Consider the following 26622-nt stretch of genomic DNA (forward strand, 5'->3'; position numbering starts at 1 on the left):
CTCTTTTATGGCGCTGTAGCGGGTCGTATTGGAGTAATACTTGGTGTTCGTGCCGTTGGAAATAACAAAAATCTGCACATATTCATACAGTCCGCAGCCAGCCCAAAAGCTGTCCCGCTGGTAGCGGTCTATCTGGTGGAACGCCTCCTTCAGAGCGACGCCCCGCTTTTTCAGCTCCACATGGACCATAGGCAGGCCATTTACCAAAACCGTCACATCATAGCGGTTATCGTATCTGGCCCCGTCCTCTTTCCCGACAACGTACTGGTTGATGACCTGGAGGCGGTTGTTGTGGATGTTCTTTTTATCAATGAGGGTAATGTTCTTGCTTTCGCCGGTGTCTCGCCGGAGGACCTGGATATAATCTTCCTGGATACGGCGGCTTTTGTCCTCGATCTTATCGTTGGCGACAGCAATACAGGAAGTGAAAAACCGCTCCCATTCGCTGTCCGTAAAGGTGTAGTGGTTCAGCTCCTCCAGCTTTCTGCGGAGGTTGGCGATCAGCTCCGCCTCGGAATGGATAGGGAGATATTCATAGCCCTGTTCGCAAAGGAGGCGGATAAATTCTTTTTCCAGCGCGGCCTCGCTCTGGTAGCTGTCGGAACGGGTCTTGACTGGTTCATATTCCGTCACCACTGTGTTTTCGTTTGTCTGGGCCACAACGTTGAAATAGCTCATGGGTTCAGCTCCTTAAACGTCAAGAGTTTGTCCCGGTAATATTCATACTGCCGTTGCCGCGCCTCAATCTCGGCGGGTAGGCCGGAAGTCAGGTCGTTGCAGAGGGCATCAAAGCGGTCGAGGATGGAGACAACGTTTTCTTGCATCTTTAGCGTAGGTATCGGCAGTGCCAACCTTTCAATAACTGTGCGCGAAAGGCGCGGAACACTTGCCCTTCGCACTTTTGCCAAAATAGTGGTTTGTTTGCTTTGCAATGCGTAATATAAATAGCGGCTCTTTACACACTCCGAACAATCAAGATATAAACAGTCATCCGCAGCCCAAAAATCAATAGAGCTAAAGCCAATCTCGCCAGCCGCCCCAGCGGATATAACAAACGCAGTGTTGGCAGGACAATTCGTTTCATTGTAGTATCCCAGGGGTGTCATACTGTTTTGATAGACAGGATATTTGCCCGTGGAAGAAAGCTGACTCTTTATCACCCGCACACCACGTTTTACATCGGCCACAGCATTAACAGGCAGCATCACATACCCAAACACATATTGCAGCAGCTTAATTACATCCCGGCGCTCCGGTCTCTCTCTCTCTCTCTCTCTCTCTCTCTCTCTCTCTCTCTCTCTCTCTCTCTACTTCCTGTAATCTTGGTCTGAACCGCCATTGTTCGTTCCGCGGCCCCGTCCCACTCGTTGTCGATATGGATGGGAGCCTGCTCATGACGGATAGCCTTTGGGAATGTTTTTGGGCGCAGGCGGCGCGGCGGCCATGGCTCCTTTTTTGTGCCCCTTTCTGGCTTGCGCGGGGGCGGCTGTATTTCAAGACGCGAATCGCGCAACTGGGTCCTCCGCCTGAAATGCCTCTGCGACAGGAAGTTCTGGAGTATTGCCGGAGAGTCCGTGAGGCGGGCCGTCCGTGTATTTTAGCCACGGCAAGCCCGTTGTCTGTCGCTCAGGTTGTGGCGGACAGGTGCGCGTTTTTTGACGAGGTTTTTGGCAGTTCGGACGCTGTCAACCTGAAGGGGAATGTCAAGGCCGAATTTCTCTGTGAACGTTTTGGGCGCGGGCATTTTGATTATATTGGCAACAGCATGGCGGACCTCCCCGTTTGGAGCGTGGCACGAACTGCCATCGTTATCGGATCGGAAAGCCTTGCGACCCGTGTCCGGGAGATTAATCCGCATTGCGACCGGATTCCCGTCAAGGAACCGGATTTGAAGGATATTCTTGATCTTTGGCGTGTTCGTCAATGGATCAAGAATCTATTGATTTTTTTCCCTGTTATACTTTCCCATGACTTCACAGTACATAGTTTCGGATTGGCTGTTCTTGCTTTTTTCAGTCTTAGCTGTATGGCAAGCGCGATTTACACATATAATGATATTTGTGATATTACAAGTGATAGGATGCACCCTGTAAAATGCTTTAGGCCATTTGCTTCGTGTAGTATTCCAATCCAAAGCGCATTTTTATTTTTCTTTATTCCATTTTGCATTTCAATCGCTATTGCACTTCTCCTGCCGACTACGTTTTTTATGCTGCTTTTTCTCTATCTTTTTGTAACGCTCATGTATTCGTCCTGGTTGAAGCGGCTGCTCGTGCTTGATGTCCTCACGTTGACGGTTCTGTATTTGCTGCGAGTCGGCATGGGATGTGCGGCAGTAAGTACAGATTGTTCCCAGTGGGTGCTGGGCTTTTTGGGTTTTCTTTTTCTCGGCTTAGCGCTGATCAAGAGGATCGGGGGGTTGGTAACCGCTGTTCCCCAGGTGCCGATGGGGGAGCAGGCCATGCCGGGCCGGGCCTATCTTCCCATTGACCTGCCTCTTTTGGAAAGTTTGTCCATATCGTGTGGTGTGGCTTCATGCATAGTTCTTGTTTTTTATGTGGATTCAATCAAGGCGAGTTCGCTGTATTCCCAGCCATTTTGGCTATGGGGGGAATGTTTTCTCCTGCTGTGGGGATATATCAGGTTGGCTATCCGTGTCGTTCGTGGACAAGTAGCAGATGATCCTGTTTCTGCTGTCTGCAAAGATAAGACATATGGATTAATGGCAATCTTGGCAATTTTTCTGTTTATATTAGCGTTGTAGCTGGAGGAAATTGCATGTTGACCTTCAGAAGTATATATAATGATTATACGTATTTCTTAAAAAAGAATATTTATATATTGGTGTTTATTTTTTATAGTTTTTTTCTAGTTAAAAATGCAATAAAGCTTTATAGGTATTTTCCAACATATAGTATATGGAATGAGCTTTTTAATTCTTATGCTGGTGGGTTTGTGCGGCGAGGCCTTATCGGCGAGATTCTATATGTTTTTTCAGGGTTAGGAATAGATATTCGTATTCTAGTTCCTATAGTTGTTGTTATATTTAATGTCTTATTTGTATTTTTTTGTATTAAATTTCTTAGAAAGAAGGTAGACACGGTATTTGCCTTATTTATTTCTTGTTCACCTGGGATTTTCTTTTTTGCTTTCTTTGATCCTGGGGTCCTTGCTCGTAAAGATGGAATCGTTGCCGCATCATTCATTCTCTTGTTTTTTATATCCAAGAAAGATACTTGGATAGTTCGTATTCTCATACTTGTGATATCGGCAGTGGGGATGCTCATTCATGAAGCGTTGTGGTTCTATCTTCCCATGCCACTTATCCTTTTGTATCTCAGTAGTCGTCGGGAAAATAAGACCACAAGCTTTTATATCTTCTCTGGATTGTTATTATTTGTGAGTCTCATGTTGATACTCAAATTTTCAGGAACTCAGGAACAGGCAAAGCTGATAGATGAGTCATGGCATATGATGATACCTGGGTATCCAGACAAAAAATTTTCATATTATATTGGAGCTACTTTGCAAGATGTTAACCCATGGCTCAGCTTGAAATATTTTAAATTAAAAAGTATGATTGGCATCATACTAGGGTTTATTCTAACTTTACTTCCAGTATTTCTGTGGATGAAAAAAAATGATTTATTTGCAAGATTGAATCAAGAGTTCTCCACAAAAACCGAAAAATTGATGCTTTTGTGCGCGGTTATATTTCCCTGTCTCCTCATTTTGCTTGAGAATGATTTTGGGAGGAGAATTTCACTTTTTTCTGAAGAACTACTTTTCTTCATGTTATTTTTTTGTTCTTCAATAAATTTAACTACATATAAGAAATATTATATATCGCATATAATGATTTATGCTGTTATATTATATTCATTTACATGGAATATGTACCATTACACTGCTCCTGGATCTAGTATTGTTAAATTTTCTCCTGTATTTGCTGTAAAATTTTTATTATTTTCATTTTTCGCTTATGGTTTTTATAATGTAGCGAGATACATAAAATCTAGTCATTGGTACGATATGTGCATAACCAAAATTACGTTGCATAAATAAAAAATGTGCATTTATATTTATAGATGCATGTAAGTCATTGTAGATTTCTGTGTATATCAGAACAGAAAATGGCCTCATCTGTTTGTATGTATATGCTATTTCCCATTATGGCAGTGCCCGTTGACATTACTGACATTAATGGTTCGACAAAGGAATTGACGGTATGGTTGGTGCCTGAATTCTTGTATCCTGCCGCCGAGTTGGGCCACTCTCTACATCGTCTCTGAGGTGCGGTTCGTGCCCTATGACATGTGCGCCGTAGAGTTCCCACGCGCATGCGATATTCCTGCGGATGACGAAACTGTGGGGTTTTGTTGCAAATCTTGCGTTTTCCCGATGTCCGCATTGACTTTTGCGCCCGCATGTCGGAAAGTGCGCCCACGAAAAGGAGGCGCATGCAACCCCGTTCCCGAATCGTGGCCGCCGTGGCCTTTCTTGGTGCCGGGGCTGTCCTTGCCGTGGCCGGTTTCTTTTCCGGCGCGCCGGGTCTCGATCCGGCGCAGGGCGCCGCCGTGGGCTTTCTCGGCCTGGTGATCGCGGCCCTGGGCGCCCTGCTCCTGCGGCGGGGCCTTGCCGGACGCGCCGGGTCGGTCTCCGCCGCGGCTTCCGATCCCCTTCCCCTGCCGTACTATACGCGCAACTGTCCGTTCTGCGGGCGCCGGCTCGGACTCAAGGCCGAAAAATGTCCCGATTGCCGCCGCAGGCTCCCCGATGACGCCACCTGCTCGGCCGGCGCAACGGACGCCGCAAGCGCGGTGGCCGCCTTTGCCGCCGCGCGGGAAACGGCGCTTGCCGCGGGCAGCACCGGTTATGTCTGGCGCGCGACACATGACGGCGCCGCCTGCGAGCGTTGCGCCAACAACGACGGCCATGTCTTTCTTTGGGAACAGGAACCCATCGGCGGCCACGCCGGGGCGCGGCCCCGCTGCCGCTGCCGTCCGGAGCCGGTGTTTCCGGCAACGCCCCCCGCGCGGGAGACGCCTTCCCCTGCCCGCCAGGCATAGAACGGTTTGGTGATGCAAGCAGCCAGACCGCTCTGGCGGATGCGGGAGCGGGCGCCCGCGCCGCAAGACGGCGGCAGTGAAATCTGAGGAAAATGCTCTAAGGATCAGCAGGATGGAAAAGTACACAGCGTCCTTTCTCGGCCGGGACTGCCCCGGCGTGGTGGCGGCCGTGAGCCGCCTGTTCGGCGACATGGGCTGCAATATCGAGGCCATGGCCCAGACCATGCTCTCCGGCGCGTTCGCGGCCATCTTCGTGGTCAGTGCCCCCGGACCGGACGCCGGGACCCCGCGCGACGAGGGCGTGTGCGGCGCCGACTGCCTGCGCCTGCGCCTTGAGGAAGGGCTTGAGCGCGCCGGGGTGGACCTTTCCGTCCTGGTGCGGCCGGCCATTGCGGAGCAGTGGGGCGCGAACCTGGATTGCGAACCCTTTGTGGTCACGGTGGACGGACCGGACCGCCCCGGACTCATCGGCGGCATGAGCCGGGTTTTCGGCCGTCACGGCGTGAACATCGAAAACCTCAAGGCCATCCTCGGCGAAGGCGGCGAGGGCAAGGCGCTCTTCGTCTTTGAGGTCATGGTGCCGGACAGCGTGGATCTGGGGCGCCTGCGCCGCGAGCTTGCCCTGGAGGCGACCAACCTCAAGCTGCGCGTGAGCGTCCAGCACCGCAAGATTTTCGAGGCCGTCCACCGGGTCAGTTCGTTCTAGGCGCGGATAGCGGAAAAACGCGGTTTTTCGCCCGCTCGCGGCGGCTGCGCCGCCGCATGGCCCGGACGGGTCGCCGTGTCCGCCTGTGCGGGCACGGCCGGCGTTCAGCCGCAGACCGGCCTTCAGGCCGCAAGCCAGCAGGATCAGTATGCTTTCCGAACGTGAAGTCACCAGTACCCTGAACATGCTCCGCAACGAGCACCTTGATGTCCGCACCGTCACCCTGGGCGTGAGCCTTTTTGACTGCGTGAGCCATGACCTTGAGCTTTTCGTCGCCAACGTGCGCGCCAAGATCCGCCGCCATGCGGCGCAGCTCGTGGCCGTCTGCGACGAGGTGGGCGACAGGTACGGCATCCCGGTGGTCAACAAGCGCATCAGCGTCAGCCCCGTGGCCGTGGTGGGGGCGCCCTTCGGGCCGGACGGCATGCTCCGCATCTGTCAGGCGCTGGACGAGGCCGCCACGGACGCCGGGGTGGACTTTCTCGGCGGCTTTTCCGCCCTGGTGGAAAAGGGCTTCGCCAAGGGCGACCGCGCCCTCATCGAGGCCCTGCCCGACGCGCTCGCCCAGACCGAGCGCGTCTGCGCCTCCATCAATGTGGCTTCCTCGCGCAGCGGCATCAACATGGACGCCGTGGCCCTCATGGGCGAACAGATCCTGCGCGTGGCCCGTGCCACGGCGGACCGCGGGGGCATCGGCTGCGCCAAGCTGGTGGTCTTTGCCAATATCCCCCAGGATGTGCCCTTCATGGCCGGCGCCTACCTGGGCGTGGGCGAGCCGGATGTGGTCATCAATGTGGGCGTTTCCGGGCCGGGCGTGGTGAAGAAGGCCATCGACCGCGCCCTGGAGCGGGGCCGCAACGCCCAGGGGCGGCCGCTCACCCTGCTGGACATGGCCGAGGTCATCAAGGCCACGGCCTACAAGGTGACGCGCGTGGGCGAGATCATCGGCGCCGAAGTGGCGAGCCGGCTCGGCATCCCCTTCGGCGTGGCGGATCTTTCCCTTGCGCCCACGCCCGCCGTGGGCGACTCGGTGGGCGAGATCTTCGAGAGCCTCGGCCTTTCCAGCATCGGCGCGCCGGGCAGCACCGCCGTGCTCGCCATGCTCAATGACGCGGTCAAGAAGGGCGGCGGTTTCGCCTCCTCCTCGGTGGGCGGCCTTTCCGGGGCCTTTATTCCCGTCTCCGAGGATTCGAGCATCGAGGCGGCCGCGCGGGCGGGGCGCCTGAGCATCGAGAAGCTGGAGGCCATGACCAGCGTCTGCTCGGTGGGGCTGGACATGATCGCCATTCCCGGCGACACGCCCGCGTCAACGCTGGCGGCCATCATCGCCGATGAAATGGCTATCGGCGTCATCAACCACAAGACCACCGCCGTGCGCGTCATCCCCGTGCCAGGCAAGGGCGTGGGCGAGGAAGTCTCGTTCGGCGGCCTGCTCGGCAAGGCGGCCATCATGGCCGTGCCGGGTGGCGACGCCGCCCGCTTCATCGGCCTTGGCGGCCGGATACCGGCGCCCATCCACAGCCTGAAGAACTGATCCCGCCGCGGCGGAAGACGGAAAGCGCCCTTGTCCCGGCATTGGGGCAAGGGCGCTTTTTCGTCCGCGAGAGATTTCAATGCCGGTGAACGTGGCGCCCGTGGCGGTGCGCCTGCCGTTCCACGGCCCTGTCCTCCCGCAGGCAGAAGGTGAGCGCGAGGGCAACGGCGAAGCTCACGCCGAAAAAGATGTCGGAAAGGGCGTAACTGCCGCAGATATCATAGGATATCCCCATGATCGGGAAGCCGAGGCTGCGGATCAGGATGAAGATGGCGACGAACTTGTACACGGCGAGAAAGTTGGGACTGCCGAAATAATAGGCGACCACGGCGGGCAGCACCACCCACAGGCCGCCCACGCACGAACCGAAGGTGAGGCCGAAGGCCGCCATGGACGCGAGACTTGGCGGCAGAAGCAGGAAGCACATGCTCCCGAGGCCGCAGAGCATGAGGGCGCGGGCCGCCATGATGGGCGTGGCGCGGTCGCAGACCCAGCCCCAGAAATACTTGGCGAGCGTGCCGAACAGCGCCGCCAGGCCAGCCAGGATCATGGCCGGATAGGCATCGGCCCCCATGTCCGTGAAGCGGGGCTTGAGCTGGCTCAGCACTCCCGAGCCGACCATGAGCGCCAGCCCGAAGGCAATGCCGATCCACCAGGCCGCAGGCCGGCGTATGAGGGCGGCGAGGGAAACGGCGCGCGGAACCCCCTTGGGCGGCCGCGGATCATGCTGCCGCCCGTCAGGGTGCAGATGGAGCATCTGCGGGGAACGCCGCACCAGCACCCAGGAGAGCGGCGCCAGCAGCAGGGTCGCGCCGCCGAGAATGGCGTAGGCGGTCTGCATATCGAAATGGCGGATGAGGACCAGGCTCAGAAAGGGCAGCACCATGCCCGCGAGGGAGGTGCCGGAATTGGCAAGCCCGAAGGCGATGCCCCGGAAGTGGCTGAACCAGTTGCTCATGAGGGCGTTGGCTACCACGCCGCCGCATACCTGGGACGCCACCCAGAGCAGCACCATGCAGAGCGTGAACAGCCGTATGTCCTCGGCAAGGCCCATGGCCCAGGTGGCAAGCCCGCCCGCCACGGCGCCCACGGTCATGAGCATCCGCAGGGAATACCGGGTGGAAACGGCGGCGGCCACGGGCATGGCGAGCTGGCCCATGAAGGCGGCCACGCCCAGGCTCATGTTCAGGCCCACGCGCGTCCAGCCGTGCAGGTCGCACAGGGGTTCCATGAAGGCGTTCATGCCGTAGAGGGCGCTGCCCTGCAACATGAAGTTGCCCCCCAGACACAGGGCGCTGATCTTCCACCCGTAGAACATGGACTTCTCCGTTCGGCCTCCGGCGCCGCAACGCCGGCCTGCCGGAGCATGGCCCTCCCCCGCGCCCGGGCAGGCCGGGCCGGCGCTGCGCCGGAGAACGCCGGGGGAGCGGCCGTTTTTCGCTGCGGGGCGCCACCCCGCCCCGTTGGGATCCCATGGACCCCACCCCGTTTGCGTTTTTCCTGCTGTGTTGCAGCGAGAGGAACGAGCGTGAACGGGGAAGGCCGCTGTTTCTTCGCAGAAGTTCCGAAACCGTGAGTCAACGCCCCTCTTCCATTTTCCGCCCGGAGCAAAGCGCAGGGCGGGGGCTGTCGCCACAAGGATCTGGATGTGGAATGTCGATACGGTGTTCGCGCTCCCGGGAGCCGGTGGGCGCAACGCCCGTGGTCCGCGCCGGGCCGGTGGACGCGCGCAGCACCAGATGGTGGCTGTATTCCACCCGCGTCACGCTGGAGGCGGGGGTGGAGCCGAAGATCCTGCCGCGCAGGATCTCAAAGGCATTGCGGCTTTTCTCGACGAGATGGTGCTCCACCGTGGTCAGCCCCACGGACAGGAACCCCGAGGGAAAGATATTGTCAAAGCCGCAGACGCTGTACTCCTCGGGCACGCGTTTCCCGGCCTCGGCCACGGCATCGAGCACGCCGTAGGCCACCATGTCGTTCACGGCCATGAGCGCGGTCAGGCCGGGCACTTCCAGACACTGCCGCGCCAGGTCGCGCCCCACCGCATGCTCGATGGAGATATTGCCAAGCTCGGTTGCCGGCGTCACGTCCACGGTCTTCACCAGCACCTGGCCGCCCACCTCGGCAAAGGCGGCCTCCACCCCCTCCAGACGGCGCACGCGCGCGGAATTGGCGGCATTCAGCGGTGTGGAGAGATAGGCCGCATGGCGATGCCCCAGGCCCGTCATATGCCGCCCGAGCGCCAGCCCCGCTTCATAATTGTTGAGTTCCACCGTGTCCACATTCAGGCTGATGGTGCGGTCGCCGATGACCACCAGCGGCTTGAGGCGGCTGACGCGCTCGGCAAGTTCCACGCATTGCGGCAGCATGGTGAAGATCAGGCCCGCCAGGTCGGAGCGCGCGGCCTCGTCGAGCAGGCGCTCTTCAGCCGCCCTGTCGCGGTAGGTGGTCTCGATGAGCGTGGAAAGGCCCGCCGCCGCGGCCCCCTGCTGGATGGCCTGGATCATGGTGGCGTAATAGGGGTTGCCCACATTGGGGCAGATGATGAGCACCCGCCCGGCGCCCAGGCGCCCCCGGCTGCGGCGCGGCGCGGCATAGCCCAGGCTGGCGGCGGCCTCGCGCACCTGGGTCACGGTCTGCGGCGCAAAGGCCATGTCCGTGCGGCCGCCGAGGATCATGGAGACCGTTGCCAGCGAAAAGCCCGACTTTTCGGCCACGTCCGCCAAGGTGACTTTGCCCCGTCCGCTCACAGGCCCCCCGTTCGTTCACGCCAGAAGACTATAGGAGGCCCGGAGGACCACTGTCAAACGGCCAGGAGCTTAAAATTTAAAGTATCTTTTCTTTTTGGGCTTTTTGGGGGGCAGAAAATAAAATTTTAAGAATCCTTCGCATCCGCCGCGAAAGCGCTTGCCAGAAATACGATTCCATGTAACGCTTGAGTTACGCGAAATTACGCGATGGCACGGGGAGAGGAAAACCAGCGTTTCGTGCCGACACTGGTTTTTACAGACCATTAAAATTTTAAGCATGGATTCCCGGAACTCCCGGGACAGCGGGGAGGACGCATGAGCGCGCCAAGCAAACGCGAGATCCGCAAGGTGGTATTGGCAAGCCTGCTCGGAGCGACCATCGAGTGGTATGATTTCTTCCTCTACGGCGTGGTCGCGGGCATCGTGTTCAACAAGCTCTACTTCCCCACGGAAGACCCCTTCATGGGCACGCTGCTCGCCTACAGCACCTTTGCCATCGGCTATCTCGCGCGCCCCTTCGGCGGTTTCATCTTCGGCCATTTCGGCGACCGCGTGGGCCGCAAGAGCATGCTCATCCTCACCATGCTCATCATGGGCCTGGCGACCATCGGCATCGGTCTTGTGCCCACCTATGCCCAGATCGGCATTGCGGCGCCCATCATCCTCCAGACCATGCGCCTCTGCCAGGGCCTGGGCCTGGGCGGCGAATGGGGCGGCGCCGTCCTCATGACCTATGAATACGCCAGCAAGCGCGAGCGCGCCTTTTATGCCAGCATCCCGCAGATGGGCCTGGCAACGGGGCTTTGCCTGTCCTCCGGCGTGGTGGCCCTGCTCTCCTGGGGGCTTGACAACGAGCAGTTCATGAGCTGGGGCTGGCGCCTGGCCTTCCTCATCAGCGTGGTGCTGGTGGCCGTGGCCCTCTATGTACGCATGCACATCCTGGAGACGCCCGATTTCCAGAAGGCCCGCGAGAGCGGCAAGACCGAGCGCAAGGTGCTGCCCATCGTGCGCGTCTGCAAGGAGCATCCGGGCAATATCGCCCTCGGCGTGGGCGCGCGCTGGATCGACGGCGTGTTCTTCAATGTGCTCGCGGTCTTCGTCATCAGCTATCTTGTGCAGTACATCCAGGTGGAGCGCACCTCGGCCCTGACCATCGTCATGCTCGCGGCGCTCATCATGTGCCCCTTCATCCTCATTGCCGGGCGCCTGGCCGACAGGTTCGGGCGCGGCCGCATCTACGGGATCGCCAGCCTGCTCTGCGGCCTTTCCATCTTCCCCTCCTTCTGGCTCATGCAGGGCAGCGGCGGCAATCTCCTGCTCATCGCCCTCGCCATCATCATCCCGCTGAGCATCTTTTACGCGGGCGTTTTCGGCCCTGAAGCGGCGGTCTTTTCCGACCTCTTTCCGCCGGATGTGCGCTATACCGGCATTTCCATCTGCTACCAGTTCCCCGGCTTCCTCGTGGCGGGCATCGTGCCCGGGCTGTGCACGGTCTTCATCAAGTGGGGCGACGGCGATCCGCTCTATATCTGCCTCTTCACCCTCCTGGCGGCCTTGACCAGCGGGCTTTCGGCCTTCATTATCCAGCGCAAGCACGATGCGGCCGTCCGCAAGAGCGGACTCGACGATGTGGAACACATCTAGTGTCTACTTGCAAAAATTCTGCGCAGAATTTTTGCAGGATCGTTCGCGAAAAAGCGTGGTTTTTCGCTCACTCACGGCGGCTATGCCGCCGCAAAACCCTTACGGGTTTTGTAGTGTCTACTTTTGCAAGTAGACACTAGGAGCGGTCTGGTCAGGAAAGTATCCACACCGCTCCGGCGGCAGCTGTAGCTGACGCCCGCGCCGCAGGAGCGCCCGGACCACGTTTGGGACGCGAGATGCGGTAGCGAAAAGTGATGGAAAAGGGATATCTTCAATCAAACAATGCTCTCAAGGCCCGCGCCGGAGCTTCCCCGGGGGAGGCTCCGGCGCCCTGCCGAACTTCAAGGAAGGCAGACATGCGTATCCTCCAGCTTTCCGACTTCCATCTGCGCGGCGATGGCAGGCGTTCCTACCGCGTGACCGACACGCGGCGCTGTCTCGACGAGCTGGTGCGCCATCTGGAAGCCCTCACGCCCGCGCCGGACGCCATGGTGCTCACGGGCGACCTGGCCGACAGCGGCGATGCCCGGGCCTACGAGCTGCTCCGTGAGGCGCTGCTCCCCTTGTGCCGCCGCATCTATGCGCTGCCCGGAAACCATGACCGCCGCGACAGGATGCGCTCCATCCTCGGCGCCTGGTGCGCGCCGGACCCCGGCATCCCGGAATTTCTCTGCCAGGCCGTGGAGGACATGCCCGTGCGCCTGCTGCTGTTTGACAGCATGAGTCCCGGCTCGCATTCCGGCCACTGCCCGGACGCCGCCGCGCGCTGGCTGGAGGCGAAACTCCGGGAGCGCCCCGGCGTCCCCGCCCTCGTCTTCATGCACCATCCGCCGTTCAAGAGCGGCATGGGCGCCATGGACGAGCCGTTCGAGAATGTGGCCGCGCTGGAGAAGATCCTCGGGGGGGCGCCCTGGGCCACACTGGCCTGCGGGCATATGCACCGCCCCATCTTCACCCGCTACGCGGGCATTCCGGCCATGACCTCGCCGGCGGTGGCAATGCAGCTGGAACTGGACCTTTCGCCAGAAGGCGGCGACACCTTCCGCATGGAGTGCAGCGGCTATCTGCTGCACCACTGGGACGGCGCGCAGCTCAACAGCCACGTCTGCCAGATCCCCGGCACGCCCGGCTTTGATGGGCCGTATCCGTTTGTGGACAAGGTGAACCCCACCGAAGACTGACGAAACCGCACCCTCCAAAAACGGCACTGCCGGCAGTGCCCGTGAAAAAGGGGGAGCCACGGCTCCCCCTTTTTCCACAACGCCGGGCTGGACCCGGGGCGCGCCGCCTGGAGCCGGCCGCCGTCTGCGTGGTGAGCTGCCGCCGCGACGGCGCCAGCGCCCCCTTTGACCGGCTGAACAAGCATTTCACCATCGCCCGCATGCCCGTGATGGCCTCCCAGTACTGGAACTCCATCCACGACAACGCCCCCGAAGAAGCCGCGCAGGATGCGGAAGGCCCGCAGACCATGCGTACTCTGGGCGACAATATGGCCTGGCTGCTCAAATGCATCGCCGCCGGCAAGGCCGCGGGCATCATGCCGCCCACGCCGGAGCCGTGGCAGGCGATGAACTCCAGCCGCTGAGGACTTTGACCTTCGGCTCTCTCCCAGAACTCTTTGCCCTCCGCTTCCGGAGGCCAAGCCCTCCAGAGATTCCCGAGACGGCGCCCGGCATGCCCTTTCGGCCCAGAGGCCGGAAGGGCATCACGCGGAGGCATCGCCACCGCCGAAGTTTCCTGATTCAGTTTTTTTTAAACTTTTCCTGAAAATGCTTTCGTTTTGCTTTTATATTTATCTTTTTTGCAACGAACTTTATAAATTCCTCATAATCGTTAATACAATTAAGATTATATGCATACTCAAGTTCATCTGCAGTAAAGTATCCCCGCGCGTTGACCCTCGGGAATGCTGCTATCCCCGCCTGAAGATAAGGTATCCATTCCTCGCTATTGTCATCTGAATACACTTGTATATTTGGATATGATGCACAATAATTACCCTGCGAAATTATTTCCCTATACTTTTCCGTATCAAATTCAAATCCACAAGTAGTTCCTTCATAACCTAAGTCTTGCAATTTATCCCGTATTTCGTTCAATTCATCACGATTCAGAGTATTGTTCAGCAGCCAATCTTTTGGAAGAAATGGTGAGAAATATGGAGTTCTGAATTCATGTTGATATACATCACATTATTCCTTTGCAAACCTTGCAATAGCTAAAATTTCATCTTTATTATCGCGTGTAACCATTGTTATAAAATGAATATAAGGATGATTTCTAACCTTAGAAAACTCGTCAACCAACACTTTTAAATTTCTATAAAAATTCCCTTGTGAGTTTTTTGTAATAAATTTATATTTATTTTCGTCAAGTGTTTCCAAACTTATATTTATATGATGAAAATTACACTGTGCCATTCTATAGAAATACCCATCTGAAAACTTTCTGGCGATATTAGATGTAAAAAATATTTTATCTTTTTTGTTCTTAGGTATATATTCCATAAAATCTAAAAAATGTGGATGAAGCGTCGGCTCAAAAAGACATGAAATCAATATCCAATCTTCAACATAATCATACATATGATCGATAATAATTTTAAAAATATTTTCTTCCATCAATGCCGGTTTATCCCATCCATTAAAACAGAATACGCAACGATTATTACAATGATTTGTAATATCACATAATAACGTACGAAAACGATCCATTACCCCCTCCAGAAAATATGTATCTTATGAACAGAACATTTCCTCAATGAAAACTAGGACCGTTGCGAATGTCCTATGCCTCGCCCGCGGCATCCGCGGCCAGGGCGGACCCCAGCTCGCGGGCCTTGCGGCAGTCGAGGGGAAACTCCAGCTCCCGCTGCCGGGCCTTTTCCTCCGCGGAAAAGATCTCCATCTTGTATCTGGAATAGTCCTTGAACTGGAGGGTGTCGCACACATGGAGCAGGCGCGGCTCCGAACCGAACAGGCGGCCCACATAGGACTCCATGGCGGCGAGCCTTTGCGGATAGCCCCGCTCCTCCATGCGCCCGCGCGGCAGGTTCATGGTATAGACGAAGGCCGTGGGGATCTTTCTGGGCGCCAGGGAGCTGTGGTCCTTGTCATACACGAGGCAGGGGAAGAGCAGGCGCTCCAGAAAGGCGCGCAGCATGCCGGTCACGTCGCCGAAATAGATGGGCGAGCCGATGACGAGCGCGTCAGCCTGGAGAAGGCGGGGCAGGAGCGCGCCCAGCTCGTCGCGCACGGCGCACCGCCCATAGGACGGACCGCCCAGGCGCTTGCACTCGAAGCAGCTCACGCAGCCCTTGTAGTCCAGGCTGTAGAGGTCGATCATTTCCGTGAGCGCGTCCTCCCGGCTTTCGGCGAAGCCGTCGAGCACATTGCGGAGAATGGTGGCCGTGTTCCAGTTTTTGCGGGGGCTGCCGTTGATGGCGTAGATCTGCATGGTCTTCCTCCTTTCGGATGCTCTCGCGTCCAGTATTCGCGCAAAGCCGCTGGCTGTAAAGCCCCGGCGGCGGCTCCCGCGCCCGCCCATCCCCGGCGCCGCATTTACGGCTTGACCGGAGAGACGGGGCAACGTAAAAAAGGCTGTTTGCCCACCTGCGCGGCACGGCGTCCTTGCCGCCCGCGCGTTCCTAGCCGCAGGGAGAGTTCATGCCCAAGCGAACGGACCTTCACAAGATCCTCGTCATCGGCGCGGGCCCGATCATCATCGGCCAGGGCTGCGAGTTCGACTACTCCGGCTCGCAGGCCGTCAAGGCCCTCAAGGAGGAGGGGTACGAGGTCGTCCTCGTCAACTCCAATCCGGCCACCATCATGACCGACCCGCAAATGGCCGACGCCACCTATGTGGAACCCATCGAACACGACACGCTGGCCGCCGTCATCCGCAAGGAGCGGCCCGATGCCCTGCTGCCCACACTTGGCGGGCAGACGGCATTGAACGCCGCTCTTGAACTGTTCAAGAGCGGCGTTCTCGCGGAATACGGGGTGGAGATCATCGGCGCGCGGGCCGAGGTCATCGAAAAGGCCGAGAGCCGCGAGCTTTTCCGCGAGGCCATGGAGAACATCGGACTCAAGATGCCGGCCAGCGGCATCGCCCATGATATGGACGAAGTGCGCCGCCTCGGCAATATCCTGCCCTTCCCGCTCATCGTGCGCCCGGCCTTCACCCTGGGCGGCACGGGCGGCGGCGTGGCCTACAACCTGGAAGATCTGGAAGCCGTCGCCGCGCGCGGTCTCGCCGCCAGCCCCACCTCGGAGGTCATGATCGAGCAGAGCGTGCTCGGCTGGAAAGAGATCGAGATGGAAGTCATGCGCGACCAGAAGGACAACTGCGTCGTCATCTGCTCCATCGAGAATTTCGACCCCATGGGCGTGCACACGGGCGACTCCATCACCGTGGCCCCGGTGCAGACCCTCTCCGACGCGGAATACCAGAAGGTGCGCGACGCCTCCATCGCCATCATGCGCGAGATCGGCGTGGAAACCGGCGGCAGCAACGTGCAGTTCGGCATCAATCCCGTGGACGGGGACATGGTGGTCATCGAGATGAACCCCCGCGTCTCGCGTTCCTCGGCGCTGGCCTCCAAGGCCACGGGCTTTCCCATCGCCAAGATCGCGGCCAAGCTCGCCGTGGGCTACACCCTGGACGAACTCGCCAACGACATCACCCGCGAGACCGTTGCCAGCTTTGAACCGGCCATCGACTATGTGGTGCTCAAGGTGCCGCGCTTCACCTTTGAAAAGTTCCCCGGCGCCAGGGACGAGCTGACCACGTCCATGAAGAGCGTGGGCGAGGCCATGAGCATCGGCCGCACCTTCAAGGAGGCGCTGCAGAAGGGCCTGCGCTCCATGGAGATCGGGGCGCCCGGCCTCGGCTGGGACTTCCGCGCCGAGCTGCCGCCGGTGGAGGAGATCCTGGAAAAGCTGCGCACGCCCAACTCGCGGCGCATCTTCGCCCTGCGCCAGGCCCTGCTGGCAGGCGTGAGCGAGGAGGAGATCTTCGCCGCCTCGGCCATCGACCCCTGGTTCATCCGCCAGCTCAGGGACATCGTGGACATGGAGGCCAAGATCCGCGATTTCGGACTCGCCAACGACATGACGCCCGCCAATCCGCTGCTCGCCGAAGTGCTGCGCGAAGCCAAGGAATACGGCTTCTCCGACCGGCAGCTGGCGGAAATGTGGAAGCGGCCGGAAGGCGACATCCGCCGCCTTCGCAAGGAGCTGGGCATCCTGCCCACCTATTATCTGGTGGATACCTGCGCGGCCGAATTCGAGGCCTATACCCCCTATTACTACTCCACCTACGAGACCGGCGACGAAATGGCCGTGAGCGACCGGCGCAAGGTGCTCATCCTCGGCGGCGGACCCAACCGCATCGGCCAGGGCATCGAGTTCGACTACTGCTGCTGCCATGCCTCCTTCGCCCTGCGCGACGCGGGCATCATGGCTATCATGGTCAACTCCAATCCCGAGACCGTCTCCACGGACTATGACACGTCCGACCGGCTCTATTTCGAGCCGCTCACCTTCGAGGACGTGATGAACATCGTGGAAAAGGAAAAGCCCGAAGGCGTCATCGTCCAGTTCGGCGGCCAGACGCCGCTCAATCTGGCCGTGCCGCTCATGCGCGCGGGCGTGCCCATCCTCGGCACATCGCCGGACGCCATCGACCGCGCCGAAGACCGCGAGCGCTTCCAGGCGCTCATCGAAAAACTCGGTCTGCTCCAGCCGCCCAACGGCACGGCCATGGATCTGGACCAGGCCATGGAGGCGGCGACGCGCATCGGCTACCCCGTGGTGGTGCGGCCCAGCTATGTGCTCGGCGGCCGGGCCATGGCCGTGGTCTATGACGCCACGGAACTGGCCGACTACTTCCGCGAGCAGGTGCCGGAAAAGCCCGAGCACCCCATCCTCATCGACAAGTTCGTGGAACACGCCATCGAGGTGGATGTGGACGCCCTCTCGGACGGCAATGAGGTCTATGTGGCGGGCATCATGGAGCATATCGAGGAGGCGGGCATCCACTCCGGGGATTCGGCCTGCGTGCTGCCCTCCTTCTCGCTCTCCTACGACCATGTCGCCAACATCGCCGCCCAGGCCGAGGCGCTGGCGCGCGAGCTGAAGGTGGTGGGCCTGATGAACATCCAGTTCGCCATCAGGGGGGACGACATCTACATCCTCGAGGTCAATCCCCGCGCCTCGCGCACCGCGCCCTTCGTCTCCAAGGCAACGGGCGTGCCGCTGCCCTATCTTGCCACCCAGGTCATGCTCGGCAAGACCCTGGACGAGCTTGACCCCTGGAGCCTCCGGCGCGGCGGTTTCACCTGCGTCAAGGAAGCGGTCATGCCCTTCCAGCGCTTCCCCGGCGTGGACATTGTCCTCGGGCCGGAGATGCACTCCACCGGCGAGGTCATGGGCATGGGCGCGGACTTTGCCGAGGCCTTCCTCAAGAGCCAGATCGCGGCCGGGCAGCGGCCGCCCCTTTCGGGCAAGGTCTTCCTCTCCGTCAATGACCGCGACAAGCCCTATGTGGCCGAGGTGGCGGCCATGTTCGCGGCGCTCGGCTTCGACCTCCTCGCCACGCGGGGCACGGCCCGGGTGTTGCGCGAACGCGGGCTTGCCGTGGAAGAGGTCCGCAAGGTCTATGAGGGGCGCCCCAATATCGTGGACCTGCTCATCAACCATGAGGTGGCGCTGGTCATCAATACGGCCTCGGGCAAGAACACGGCCAGGGATTCCAAGGCCATCCGGCGCGCGGCCCTGACCTGGAAGGTGCCCTACTGCACCACGCTGGCCGCCGCCAGGGCGACCGCCACGGCCCTTGCCGCCCGGCGCGACGAGACCCATGTGGAAACCCTTCAGGAATACTATGCGCGGGACGCGCGGGGGCAGGAATGAAAGCAGTCCTGGTGCTGGAAGACGGTTTCGCGCTTGAAGGGAAGTCCTTCACCGGCGAATTTGAAACGGGCGGTGAAGTGATCTTCACCACGGGCATGACCGGCTATCAGGAGGTGCTCACCGATCCCTCCTATACCGGGCAGATGGTCTGCATGACCTACCCGCTCATGGGCAATTACGGCATCTGCGCGGCGGACATGGAATCCGCCGGCATCCACGCCGAGGCGTTCCTGGTCAAGGAATGCTGCAAACAGCCCTCCAACTGGCGTTCCGCCATGTCCCTGCCGGACTTTCTCGTTGAACACGGCACGCCGGGCATGGAAGGGCTGGACACCCGCGCGCTCACGCGGCATCTGCGCCTCCATGGCGCCATGCGCGGCGTCATCTCCACGCGCGCCCGGGATGTGGAGGAACTGCGCCAAAAAGCGCAGGCCCTGCCCCCCATGCAGGGCCGCAACCTGGTGCCGGAGGTGGCCGCCAAGGCCCCGTATGCCTGGTACGACAACGCGCCGCACCCCGTGGCCCTCGGCGCGGACGGGGGCTATGCCTGGCGCGGCGCCGGGCTGCCGCTGGTGGTCTATGACTACGGCATCAAGTGGAACATCCTGCGCCACCTCGTGGCCGCGGGCTTCGAGCCGCTGGCCGTGCCGCCCACCTTCAGCCCCCGGGCCGTCAGGGCCACGGGCGCGGGCGCGGTCTTTCTTTCCAACGGGCCGGGCGACCCCGCCACCCTCGGGGAGGAGATCGCCATTGTCAGGGAACTCTGCCGGGACATGCCCGTCACGGGCATCTGCCTCGGGCACCAGCTCATCGGCCACGCCCTGGGGGCGCGCACCGAAAAGCTCAAGTTCGGGCACCACGGCTGCAATCATCCGGTCAAGGACCTCACCACGGGAAAGATCGAGATCTCTTCCCAGAATCACGGCTTCCATGTGGTGCTGGACGGCGTGGCGGATGTGGAGGCCACCCACGTCAACCTCAACGATCATACCCTTGAGGGGCTGCGCCACACGAGCCTGCCCATCATGAGCCTCCAGTACCACCCGGAGGCCGCCGCCGGCCCGCGTGACGGCAATCATCTTTTCCTCCGCTTCCGGGAAATGATCGGCAGGGCCACGGGCAACTAGAGCGTTTTGCTGCGGAAAATATCTGTAACACGGGTATCTTCCGCAGATTTCGCTGCCTGCATTTCCCCGCAAAGCGGGACAAGCGACGGAAAACGGGAAAAGTCCTTTACACGCTTCGCGGCCATGCGCTAAACTCGATTTTTACGATACGACATTCACACCGACATTCCGCAACCCTGCGGCAACCCCCTCCGGGGTTGCCGCTTGCTTTGCGCGGCACAGGCCTGCCGCGCGGCGTCAACCTTTTTTTGCGAGGGACCTCATGGATGTTTTCGATCAGGCGACGGAACTGGAACGCATGGACAGGGAATCCGCCCTGGTGCGGGCGCGCGCGTCCATGGACCGCGGCGGCCCGGAATGGATCGATGGCGTGGCCTGCTGCCGCGAGTGCGGCGAACCCATCCCGCAGAAGCGCCTGGACGCCCTGCCGGGCGTGGGCCTGTGCCGTGCCTGCCAGGAGGAACGCGAACAGGGCATGCATTAACGACGCCCCGGCCCAGAGCGATTTCGCACGGAAATTGCACAAACATTCTGGCGGATGCGGGAGCGGACGCCCGCAAAAAATGCTCTAGGCTCAGACCTCATTAAACTCCGTTATGGTTTCTCCAGTGCGGAAAAGAGGTTTTTCCGCTGGCCGCCCGAAGCGGAGCGAAGGGCGGGGGCTGTCGCCGCAAGGATCCTAAAAAATAAGATTTTTTTGTGCTGGCAAGGAAGTGGACGATTTTGGGAGGGAGTGTACTTAAGTACATGACCGACAAAAATCGCCCAGTGACGCCGCCAGCACAAAAAAGGCTGTTTTTGACGGATGATTGTGGCATTGCATAAGCTGCCGCAGCCCAGGCCAGCAGCCACATCAATAGGTCCAGACTCTAAAGAACAGCAGCCTCCTTCCGATAAGTCAGAGAGAAGGAGTACTCCCATGCCACGTTTTCCGCACATCCTGTCTTGCCATATGTGCCTTGCGCTGTGCCTCGGTTTCGGGTCCGGAGTGGCCCTGGCCGCGTCCGCCGCGCAGGGTACGGGTTATGACTCCGTGCCGGCGGCCGTTGCCGCGCCCTCCCGACAGAACGTCGCGCCCCTGCCGCCGCAGCTCCCGGCCTATTTGCCCAACGGCGCCGTCAACCTCGACGAGGCCTGGGTCCAGGACGGGGGCGCGCGCCTCTACTGGAACACGCTGCTCGTCCCGCGCCAGTTGAAAATGGCGGGCGCCACCTGGATCGACCCCGCGCTCACGCCCCAACTGCTGGCGCCTCCGGCGAAAACGGCCCCGCCCAGGCGGTGGAAGCCGCGCCGCAAGGCCGCGCCCAAATCGGTGGTGACCGTCAAGGCTCCGGAGGGCGCCGGTTCCACGGCGCTCATCTGCGTGCCCGCCGCTCCGGGCCTGCTCCCGCTGCCGTTCCCCACAACGGCGAAGGCCGCAGCGCCCGCCGCGCCCACGGCCCCGGCGGAACCCGCCAAGGCGTCCCCGACGCCCCCGACCGCGCCCGCGACGCCCACCGCCCAGGCGCCCACCATGCCGGTTCCCGCGCCGCCGCTTCAGTAAACCCGGCTCCTCTCCCGCGCTTGACGCGGGTCTTTTGGCCGTGTATGTAGCCACATTCGGCACAATGCCAACGCGCGAACCGACGCCGCCCTTCCCGTGCGCGGGAAGGCCCTGTCACGCCGGAAACAGCCGGCCTGCGCGCCTCTCACATACTTCATACTCCAAGGGGAGCACGCCATGAAAAGGACCTATCAGCCGAGCAAGATCCGCCGTGCCCGCACGCACGGTTTTCGCGCGCGCATGGCTACGCCCGGCGGCCGCGCCGTCATCCGCCGCCGCCGCGCCAAGGGCCGCAAGCGCCTGAGCGCCTGAGTTCCGCCGCACTGTTCCGGGAGAAGATCCGTTGCGGCCGGCCGCACACCGCGTCCCGTCCCGGGGCTATCCCAAGGGGGCGAGAGTCCGCCGCAGGGCGGAGTTCACCGTCTGCTACGAACACGGCCGCCGCTTGCACAGCGCGCATTTTCTGCTTTTTCTGCTGCCGCGCGCAGACGGGCATGGCCGGACGGGCATGGCGGTTTCCCGCAAGGTGGGAAACGCGGTGATGCGCAATCGCGTCAAGCGGCTCCTGCGGGAATTTTTCCGCCTCCATGCGGAGGAGTTGCCCCGCGCTGATGTGGTGGCTGTCGCCAAGCGTCATGCCGGACAGGCGGGGCTGGATCTGACGGCCGTGACCGGGGAGCTTCTGCCGCTGCTGGGCGCACGCCCACCCCGCGCGGCACAGGGTCCGCGCGCCCGCGGCAGGCGCCCGTCCGCGCCGGAGAACTAGGCGCCGTGGCCGGTATCGTCCGCAGGATCTGCATCCTGCCGATTCGCCTGTATCAATGCTGCATTTCGCCACTCTTGCCGCCGGCCTGCCGCTTCACTCCCACCTGCTCCGCCTATGCCGCCGAGGCCATTTTGCGCCACGGCATCGTGCGCGGCAGCTGGCTGGCCCTGCGGCGACTTGCGCGCTGCCACCCCTGGGGCGGTTCGGGGTATGACCCGGTGCCGCCCCCCAGACGTCGCCCTGGCGACCCGCCTTCGTCCGAGGAGTAGGCTTTTCCATGCAGGACAACAAAAATCTCATTCTTGCCATCGTTCTTTGCCTCATCATCCTTTTCGGCTGGGGCCATGTGGCCGAATACATGGGCTGGGCGCCCAAGCCCGATCCCGCCCAGATGGCGCAGCGGGAGGAAGCCGCCCGCAAGGAGGCGGAAAAGGCCGAAGCGCGCAAGGCGGAAGCGGCGCGCACCGCCACCCTGCCGACCTTCACCCCCTCGGCCGGGCGCGACATCACCGTGGCGTCGCCGCTCTATGAGGCGGTGCTCCATACCGGGGGGGGCACCCTGCGCTCCTTCCGGCTCAGGAAATATCAGGCCGGCCTTGCGCCGGATTCGCCGCTGGTCAACCTGGTGGACGAGCGCACGGCCGCCGTGGCGCCCCTGGGCCTCGTCATCAACAGCCAGCCCTCCTGGAGCACCGGCCAATGGGCGCTGGAAGGCGCTGACGGCCTGAAGCTCGACGCCGGGCAGCAGGGCACCCTGCGCCTCACGGGCATGGTGGACAATCTGCGCGTGACCCGCGAGCTGACCTTCAGCGCGGATTCCTATCTCATCAGGGAAAAGATCCGGCTCATCAATACCGGCGACCAGGCCCGCAGCGTGCGCGTGGCGGCCACATCCGCCCTGGACGCCAGCAACGCCTCGGGCAGCCAGTACGATTCCATGCGCGTCGCCTGGGACGATGACGGCAGCGTGGATGAGGAATCCTCCAGCAAGACCCTGGGCACCACCGGCGTCCAGGCCAGCGGCAAGATCTACTGGGCCGGTCCCATGAGCACCTATTTCCTCGCCGCCGTCATTCCCGGCAACCCGGACGGCGTCACGGTCAAGGGACTCATGCAGAACACGGTCTATCGCGCCGCCGTGGAAGAGCCGGAATGCCTGCTCGCCCCCGGCGAGGAGCGGGAGCTTTCCGTCTCCTACTGGTTCGGTCCCAAGGTGCGTTCCGAACTGACCGCCGTTTCCGACCAGCTGGCCCTCAGCATCCAGCTCGGCTTTTTCAGCATCATCGCCAAGGGCCTGCTCTGGCTGCTGGAATTCTTCTACGGCTTTGTCCACAACTGGGGCGTTGCCATCATCTTCCTCACCCTGCTCATCAAGGCCGTGTTCTGGCCGCTCACGGCCAAGAGCTACGCCTCCATGGAAAAGATGAAGCAGCTCCAGCCCATGATGCTGGCTATCCGTGAGAAGTACAAGAACAACAAGGAAGAGATGAACAAGGAGGTCATGGCGCTCTACAAGACCTATGGCGTCAACCCCGCCAGCGGCTGTGTGCCCATCCTCATCCAGCTGCCGGTCTTCTTCGGCCTCTACCAGGCCCTGCTGACGTCCATCGCGCTCCGGCACGCCTCCTTCATCACCTACCTGCCGGGCACGGACATCCTCTGGCTCGCCGACCTCTCGGCCAAGGACCCGCTCTACATCACCCCCATCATCATGGGCGTGACCATGTTCCTCCAGCAGCGCATGAGTCCGCCCCCGGCCGATCCCATGCAGCAGAAGATCATGCTCTTTCTGCCGCTCATCTTCACGGTGCTCTTTCTCAACTTCCCGTCGGGCCTCGTGCTCTACTGGCTGGTGAACAATATCCTCTCCATCTTCCAGCAGTGGCTCATGATGCGGAAGACCAAAACCGGCGGCAAGGCCCACCAGGGCACGCCCGCCGCAAAATAGCGATGAGGCACGGCGCAAGCCGTTCCGGCGAGGCTTGACATGGACGGATTCAAGGAATTCCAGGGCAAGGACCTGGACAGCGCCATAGCGGAAGCCTGCGGCTATTTCGACACGCCGCGGGAACGTCTGGAAATCGAGATCGTGCAGGATGCCAAGAGCGGCATCTTCGGCATCGTGGGCGCGCGCAAGGCCAAGGTGCGCGCCCGGCGCGCCCAGCTGCGCGAAGCGGTGGAAAGCGTCCTCGGCCCCAGGGGCGGCCAGCGCGCCGACGCATCTCCGCACGAGGACGGCGCGGGCGCCGAACGGCGCGCCCGGCGCGAACCGCCGCAGGAAGGCGAAAGCCGCGCCGCGCCCAGAAAACCGCGCGCGGGGCGGCGCCCGGCCAGGGCCGAAGCCCGCACGCCGGATCAGGAGGCGCCCACGCCTCCTGCCGACCTTCCGGCCACGACGCCGCCGGCCGAGGCAAAGCCCGCCGGGGAGCGCCCGGCGGAAACGGCGACCGCAACGCCCGCCGCGGGCGGCAACCGCAGGGCGGGAGGGCGCCCGCGTTCCGCGCCGCAGGCGGCTCCGGCCGCCGCGACGGAGCGGGAACACGCGCCCGCGGCGTCCCCTGCGCCGGCGCCCGGGCTTCAGCACGCCCATGAACTCGACGCCGACGACGCGCCGGAAGGACTGCCGCGCACGCCCCTCGAGGAGCTGGACCCCCAGCGGCTCCAGCGCCTCACCGAAGAGACCGTCAAGGAACTGGTGCGCCCCATCACCGGCGGCCAGGTGCCGGTCTCGGTACGCGTGGAGGACGGCCGCGTGCGCGCCAATGTGGACTGGAGCGGCGATGCCGGCCTGCTCATCGGCCGTGAGGGGCAGACCCTGGCGGCGCTTCAGTATCTGGCCTCGCGCATGGTTTCCCACGGCATGGATGCCGCCGTGCGCGTCCAGCTGGATATCGGCGACTACCGCCTGCGCCAGGACGAGAAATTGCGCTCCCTGGCCCTGAGTCTGGCCGAAAAAGCCCGCGCCACGGGGCGCGCCTATTCCACGCGTCCGCTGTCCTCCTACCATCGGCGCATCATCCACCTTTGCCTTCAGGATGCGGAGGACCTGCAGACCCGGAGTTCCGGAGACGGTCCCCTGAAACGGGTGATCATCGCACGCCGCAAGCCCGAAGACGCGTAACCCGGCCCGTTGCCGGAGGGCGCCATGAGCACCATCGCCGCCATAGCCACGCCCCCGGGGTCCGGGGGGATCGGCATCGTGCGTCTTTCCGGACCCAGGGCCAAGGAAGTGCTGGCGCGCGTCTTTCTTTCCCATTCGCCCGATTTCGAGAATTTCCGGCCCTGGCGCCTGCACCGGGGGCGCATGCTGGACAGGCACGGTGAAGAGCTGGACGATGTGCTGGCTGTTTTCATGCCCGGCCCCCGCACCTTCACCGGCGAGGACATGGCGGAACTCCACTGCCATGGCGGCCCGTTCCTGCTCCAGGCCGCCCTCGAGAGCGTGCTCTGCCTCGGCGCGCGCCAGGCGGAGCGCGGCGAATTTTCGCGCCGCGCCTTCCGTAACGGCAGGATGGACCTCAGCCAGGCCGAGGCCGTGGCCGAACTCATCGGCGCCACCTCGCGCGAGGCCGTGCGCCTCGGACTCAATCGCCTTGACGGCCAGCTGGGGCGCCAGACCGTGGCGCTCCGCGAAGAGCTGGAAGACCTGCGCGCCCATGCCTGCCTGGGCGTGGACTTTCCGGACGATGAAGTCCCCGCCCTGGCTCCGGACGCCTTCGCCAGCGCCGTGGAGGGCGTGGCGGCCTCGGTGCGGCGGCTGCTCGCGGGCAAGCGCCGCGCCCGGCTCATGCAGGAAGGCGCGCTGACCGTCCTCGTGGGAGCGGCCAATGCGGGCAAGTCCAGCCTGCTCAATGCCCTGCTTGGCCGGGAGCGGGCGCTCGTCACGGACATTCCGGGCACCACGCGCGACTTTCTTGAAGAGCGGTGCGATCTCGAGGGGCTTCCCGTGCGCCTGGTGGACACGGCGGGGCTGCGGACCGCGCGGGACGGCGCCGACGCGGACCCTGTGGAGGCGCTGGGCATGGCCCTGACGCGCGACAGGCTGGGCGCGGCGGACCTGCTCCTCGTGGTCCTGGACGGCGCGCGGCTCGGCGAGGCGGGCGCCCGGGCAACGACCTGTCCGGACCCGGTCACGGCGGAGATCCTTGCTCTGGCGGCCCATGCCGGGGTGCCCCCCCTGCTCGTCTGGAACAAGTGCGATCTCTGCGCGCCGGACGCCCCGGACAGCTGGCCCCCGCGCTGGGGGCGCCACCTTCCGGCGTGCATGGTCAGCGCCACCACCGGCGCCCATGTGGAGGAGCTTGCCCGGCTTGCGCGCAGGCAGCTGCTGGAGGACGCGGTCCCCGGCGACGGCGCCCTCGCGCCCAATGCCCGGCAGGCGCTGGCTCTGGAGCGCGCGCTGGAAGAGCTGGAGGCGCTCTCCGCCGACATCGCGGCCGGTCAGCCCCACGACTGCTGCCTGGCCCGCCTGGACACGGCGGCGGCGGCACTGGGCGAGGTCACGGGACTCGGCACGGCCGCCGAGGTACTGGACCGGGTTTTCGAGCACTTTTGCATCGGCAAGTGACC

25 protein-coding genes are annotated in these 26622 nt (G+C 61.7%); 18 read left to right on the forward strand and 7 right to left on the reverse strand.

Annotated features, from left to right (window positions below; translation table 11 throughout):
- Positions 1 to 678, reverse strand: a 678-nt coding sequence (locus tag QZ294_RS03420) for a type I restriction endonuclease (protein ID WP_297046821.1), incomplete at its 3' end; no start/stop codon positions are given.
- On the reverse strand, positions 675 to 1205 hold the full coding sequence (locus tag QZ294_RS03425) for a restriction endonuclease subunit S (protein ID WP_297046824.1): 531 nt from the start codon (positions 1203 to 1205) through the stop codon (positions 675 to 677). The genes QZ294_RS03425 and QZ294_RS03420, both read right to left, overlap by 4 nt.
- Positions 1206 to 1327: 122 nt before the next feature.
- Here QZ294_RS03425 and QZ294_RS03430 point away from each other — a divergent pair, with 122 nt between their 5' ends.
- The 5 genes from QZ294_RS03430 to QZ294_RS03450 all read left to right on the forward strand — a co-directional run bounded on the left by QZ294_RS03430 (position 1328) and on the right by QZ294_RS03450 (position 7309).
- Positions 1328 to 2764 (forward strand): UbiA family prenyltransferase, encoded by a 1437-nt coding sequence (locus QZ294_RS03430; RefSeq protein WP_297047067.1) that lies wholly within the window; start codon positions 1328 to 1330, stop codon positions 2762 to 2764.
- Between the two features lie 14 nt (positions 2765 to 2778).
- Positions 2779 to 4065: a hypothetical protein gene (locus tag QZ294_RS03435; RefSeq protein WP_297046827.1), complete on the forward strand. Its 1287-nt coding sequence runs from the start codon at positions 2779 to 2781 to the stop codon at positions 4063 to 4065.
- 395 nt (positions 4066 to 4460) lie between these two features.
- On the forward strand, positions 4461 to 5069 hold the full coding sequence (locus QZ294_RS03440; protein ID WP_297046830.1) for a phage minor head protein: 609 nt from the start codon (positions 4461 to 4463) through the stop codon (positions 5067 to 5069).
- Between the two features lie 112 nt (positions 5070 to 5181).
- Complete coding sequence (locus QZ294_RS03445) at positions 5182 to 5775, forward strand: glycine cleavage system protein R (RefSeq protein ID WP_297046833.1); 594 nt, start codon at positions 5182 to 5184, stop codon at positions 5773 to 5775.
- Positions 5776 to 5923: 148 nt separating this feature from the next.
- Positions 5924 to 7309, forward strand: a complete 1386-nt coding sequence (locus QZ294_RS03450) for a PFL family protein (RefSeq protein ID WP_297046836.1) — start codon at positions 5924 to 5926, stop codon at positions 7307 to 7309.
- Between the two features lie 76 nt (positions 7310 to 7385).
- On the opposite strand, the gene QZ294_RS03455 is transcribed toward QZ294_RS03450, so the two are convergent.
- Both QZ294_RS03455 and QZ294_RS03460 read right to left on the reverse strand, forming a co-directional pair.
- A complete protein-coding gene (locus tag QZ294_RS03455; RefSeq protein ID WP_297046840.1) occupies positions 7386 to 8627 on the reverse strand; it encodes an MFS transporter in 1242 nt (413 codons plus the stop codon).
- A gap of 259 nt (positions 8628 to 8886) precedes the next feature.
- Positions 8887 to 10059: a LacI family DNA-binding transcriptional regulator gene (locus QZ294_RS03460; RefSeq protein WP_297046845.1), complete on the reverse strand. Its 1173-nt coding sequence runs from the start codon at positions 10057 to 10059 to the stop codon at positions 8887 to 8889.
- A gap of 315 nt (positions 10060 to 10374) precedes the next feature.
- Here QZ294_RS03460 and QZ294_RS03465 point away from each other — a divergent pair, with 315 nt between their 5' ends.
- From QZ294_RS03465 to QZ294_RS03475, 3 genes are all read left to right on the forward strand, one after another.
- Positions 10375 to 11703: an MFS transporter gene (locus tag QZ294_RS03465; RefSeq protein ID WP_297046848.1), complete on the forward strand. Its 1329-nt coding sequence runs from the start codon at positions 10375 to 10377 to the stop codon at positions 11701 to 11703.
- Between the two features lie 356 nt (positions 11704 to 12059).
- Complete coding sequence (locus tag QZ294_RS03470; protein WP_297046852.1) at positions 12060 to 12884, forward strand: phosphodiesterase; 825 nt, start codon at positions 12060 to 12062, stop codon at positions 12882 to 12884.
- Positions 12885 to 13012: 128 nt separating this feature from the next.
- Complete coding sequence (locus tag QZ294_RS03475; RefSeq protein WP_297046855.1) at positions 13013 to 13288, forward strand: hypothetical protein; 276 nt, start codon at positions 13013 to 13015, stop codon at positions 13286 to 13288.
- Positions 13289 to 13445: 157 nt separating this feature from the next.
- Here QZ294_RS03475 and QZ294_RS03480 read toward each other — a convergent pair whose 3' ends face one another.
- The 3 genes from QZ294_RS03480 to QZ294_RS03490 form a co-directional block, all read right to left on the reverse strand.
- Positions 13446 to 13781 carry a hypothetical protein gene (locus QZ294_RS03480; protein ID WP_297046858.1) on the reverse strand — a complete coding sequence of 112 codons (336 nt, stop codon included), beginning with the start codon at positions 13779 to 13781 and terminating at the stop codon, positions 13446 to 13448.
- A gap of 114 nt (positions 13782 to 13895) precedes the next feature.
- Positions 13896 to 14417, reverse strand: a complete 522-nt coding sequence (locus tag QZ294_RS03485) for a radical SAM protein (RefSeq protein WP_297046860.1) — start codon at positions 14415 to 14417, stop codon at positions 13896 to 13898.
- Positions 14418 to 14490: 73 nt separating this feature from the next.
- The gene (locus QZ294_RS03490) at positions 14491 to 15159 is read right to left on the reverse strand and encodes a flavodoxin family protein (RefSeq protein ID WP_297046863.1); all 669 of its coding nucleotides are present in this window, start codon (positions 15157 to 15159) and stop codon (positions 14491 to 14493) included.
- Between the two features lie 209 nt (positions 15160 to 15368).
- On the opposite strand from QZ294_RS03490, the gene carB reads away from it, so the two are divergent.
- The 10 genes from carB (at position 15369) to mnmE (ending at position 26620) form a co-directional block, all read left to right on the forward strand.
- Positions 15369 to 18617, forward strand: a complete 3249-nt coding sequence (carB, locus tag QZ294_RS03495; RefSeq protein WP_297046866.1) for a carbamoyl-phosphate synthase large subunit — start codon at positions 15369 to 15371, stop codon at positions 18615 to 18617.
- A complete protein-coding gene (carA, locus tag QZ294_RS03500) occupies positions 18614 to 19744 on the forward strand; it encodes a glutamine-hydrolyzing carbamoyl-phosphate synthase small subunit (protein WP_297046870.1) in 1131 nt (376 codons plus the stop codon). Before carB ends, carA begins: the two co-directional genes overlap by 4 nt.
- Positions 19745 to 20006: 262 nt before the next feature.
- A complete protein-coding gene (locus tag QZ294_RS03505) occupies positions 20007 to 20228 on the forward strand; it encodes a TraR/DksA family transcriptional regulator (RefSeq protein ID WP_165075315.1) in 222 nt (73 codons plus the stop codon).
- A gap of 435 nt (positions 20229 to 20663) precedes the next feature.
- The gene (locus tag QZ294_RS03510; RefSeq protein ID WP_297046873.1) at positions 20664 to 21287 is read left to right on the forward strand and encodes a hypothetical protein; all 624 of its coding nucleotides are present in this window, start codon (positions 20664 to 20666) and stop codon (positions 21285 to 21287) included.
- Between the two features lie 177 nt (positions 21288 to 21464).
- The gene (rpmH, locus tag QZ294_RS03515) at positions 21465 to 21599 is read left to right on the forward strand and encodes a 50S ribosomal protein L34 (RefSeq protein WP_297046875.1); all 135 of its coding nucleotides are present in this window, start codon (positions 21465 to 21467) and stop codon (positions 21597 to 21599) included.
- Between the two features lie 31 nt (positions 21600 to 21630).
- On the forward strand, positions 21631 to 22053 hold the full coding sequence (gene rnpA / locus QZ294_RS03520; RefSeq protein WP_297046878.1) for a ribonuclease P protein component: 423 nt from the start codon (positions 21631 to 21633) through the stop codon (positions 22051 to 22053).
- A gap of 5 nt (positions 22054 to 22058) precedes the next feature.
- Positions 22059 to 22322, forward strand: a complete 264-nt coding sequence (yidD, locus tag QZ294_RS03525) for a membrane protein insertion efficiency factor YidD (protein ID WP_297046881.1) — start codon at positions 22059 to 22061, stop codon at positions 22320 to 22322.
- Positions 22323 to 22330: 8 nt separating this feature from the next.
- Positions 22331 to 24001, forward strand: a complete 1671-nt coding sequence (yidC, locus tag QZ294_RS03530; protein ID WP_297046884.1) for a membrane protein insertase YidC — start codon at positions 22331 to 22333, stop codon at positions 23999 to 24001.
- A 39-nt stretch (positions 24002 to 24040) separates the two neighbouring features.
- Entirely contained in the window at positions 24041 to 25174 is a 1134-nt protein-coding gene (locus QZ294_RS03535; RefSeq protein WP_297046887.1) for a Jag N-terminal domain-containing protein, read from the forward strand.
- A 24-nt stretch (positions 25175 to 25198) separates the two neighbouring features.
- Positions 25199 to 26620: a tRNA uridine-5-carboxymethylaminomethyl(34) synthesis GTPase MnmE gene (gene mnmE / locus QZ294_RS03540; protein WP_297046891.1), complete on the forward strand. Its 1422-nt coding sequence runs from the start codon at positions 25199 to 25201 to the stop codon at positions 26618 to 26620.
- Positions 26621 to 26622: the final 2 nt, after the last annotated feature.

It is taken from the genome of uncultured Desulfovibrio sp. (genome assembly GCF_910584445.1).
Lineage (GTDB): Bacteria > Desulfobacterota > Desulfovibrionia > Desulfovibrionales > Desulfovibrionaceae > Desulfovibrio.

What these genes read in the sequence shown, in the direction of transcription:
- QZ294_RS03425 (WP_297046824.1), bottom strand. Translation starts at nt 1,205, where the DNA reads ATGCTGCCTGTTAATGCTGTGGCCGATGTAAAACGTGGTGTGCGGGTG.
- QZ294_RS03435 (WP_297046827.1), top strand. Translation starts at nt 2,779, where the DNA reads ATGTTGACCTTCAGAAGTATATATAATGATTATACGTATTTCTTAAAA.
- QZ294_RS03440 (WP_297046830.1), top strand. Translation starts at nt 4,461, where the DNA reads ATGCAACCCCGTTCCCGAATCGTGGCCGCCGTGGCCTTTCTTGGTGCC.
- QZ294_RS03445 (WP_297046833.1), top strand. Translation starts at nt 5,182, where the DNA reads ATGGAAAAGTACACAGCGTCCTTTCTCGGCCGGGACTGCCCCGGCGTG.
- QZ294_RS03450 (WP_297046836.1), top strand. Translation starts at nt 5,924, where the DNA reads ATGCTTTCCGAACGTGAAGTCACCAGTACCCTGAACATGCTCCGCAAC.
- QZ294_RS03455 (WP_297046840.1), bottom strand. Translation starts at nt 8,627, where the DNA reads ATGTTCTACGGGTGGAAGATCAGCGCCCTGTGTCTGGGGGGCAACTTC.
- QZ294_RS03465 (WP_297046848.1), top strand. Translation starts at nt 10,375, where the DNA reads ATGAGCGCGCCAAGCAAACGCGAGATCCGCAAGGTGGTATTGGCAAGC.
- QZ294_RS03470 (WP_297046852.1), top strand. Translation starts at nt 12,060, where the DNA reads ATGCGTATCCTCCAGCTTTCCGACTTCCATCTGCGCGGCGATGGCAGG.
- QZ294_RS03485 (WP_297046860.1), bottom strand. Translation starts at nt 14,417, where the DNA reads ATGGATCGTTTTCGTACGTTATTATGTGATATTACAAATCATTGTAAT.
- QZ294_RS03490 (WP_297046863.1), bottom strand. Translation starts at nt 15,159, where the DNA reads ATGCAGATCTACGCCATCAACGGCAGCCCCCGCAAAAACTGGAACACG.
- carB (WP_297046866.1), top strand. Translation starts at nt 15,369, where the DNA reads ATGCCCAAGCGAACGGACCTTCACAAGATCCTCGTCATCGGCGCGGGC.
- carA (WP_297046870.1), top strand. Translation starts at nt 18,614, where the DNA reads ATGAAAGCAGTCCTGGTGCTGGAAGACGGTTTCGCGCTTGAAGGGAAG.
- QZ294_RS03505 (WP_165075315.1), top strand. Translation starts at nt 20,007, where the DNA reads ATGGATGTTTTCGATCAGGCGACGGAACTGGAACGCATGGACAGGGAA.
- QZ294_RS03510 (WP_297046873.1), top strand. Translation starts at nt 20,664, where the DNA reads ATGCCACGTTTTCCGCACATCCTGTCTTGCCATATGTGCCTTGCGCTG.
- rpmH (WP_297046875.1), top strand. Translation starts at nt 21,465, where the DNA reads ATGAAAAGGACCTATCAGCCGAGCAAGATCCGCCGTGCCCGCACGCAC.
- yidC (WP_297046884.1), top strand. Translation starts at nt 22,331, where the DNA reads ATGCAGGACAACAAAAATCTCATTCTTGCCATCGTTCTTTGCCTCATC.
- QZ294_RS03535 (WP_297046887.1), top strand. Translation starts at nt 24,041, where the DNA reads ATGGACGGATTCAAGGAATTCCAGGGCAAGGACCTGGACAGCGCCATA.
- mnmE (WP_297046891.1), top strand. Translation starts at nt 25,199, where the DNA reads ATGAGCACCATCGCCGCCATAGCCACGCCCCCGGGGTCCGGGGGGATC.